1 pseudogene is annotated in these 592 nt (G+C 74.7%); it reads right to left on the reverse strand.

Going from position 1 to position 592, the window contains the following annotated elements:
- Positions 1 to 592, reverse strand: a pseudogene (locus KUM32_RS36485) (GNAT family N-acetyltransferase); the annotation flags it as partial.

Genomic DNA, 592 nt, shown 5'->3' on the forward strand with positions numbered 1-592 from the left:
GTGCGGGCCCGCATCAGATGGGGCACGTCCAGCGGGCGTATCCACAGCCAGTCCGCCTGGGCCTGCGGCACGGCCGCCCGCGGGTCGCCGAGCAGCAGCGGCAGCACGTCGTCAGGGGCGCGGTACCAGGTGTCGACCCGGACCACCCAGTCCACCGAGAACAGGAAGTACCACAGCGCGCTCTCCGCCGCCGGCGTGGTGGCCAGCAGCGAGCGCACCCGGGCCGTGTTCTCCGGCATCTTCGCGGCCCAGTGCTGGTCGATCGTGTACGTGAGCAGGCCCTCGACGGTGCCGTCGGGCCCCCGGTACAGCGCGTGGAACGGCTCCGTCCACTTGGTGCTCGGGTAGCGCAGTTCGCCGGTCTCCAGGCGCCACACCCGCTCGCTGCGGTTGACCATGCCGTGCCGCTGGGCCCGCAGCCGGTCGTGCAGGGCCGGCCCCTCGACCAGCATCTCCGCCGGGTCGACCAGGTCCACCCGCCCGCCCGGGTCCGCGATCCGCGCCGCCCGCCCCTTGCCCGAGACCAGCGGGGCGTCCCCTGGCCTGGCGTAGCCCGCGTTCAGGCCGGCCCGGGCGATGTCCACCGTCCACC

The sequence above is a fragment of the Streptomyces sp. AC627_RSS907 genome (assembly GCF_019049165.1).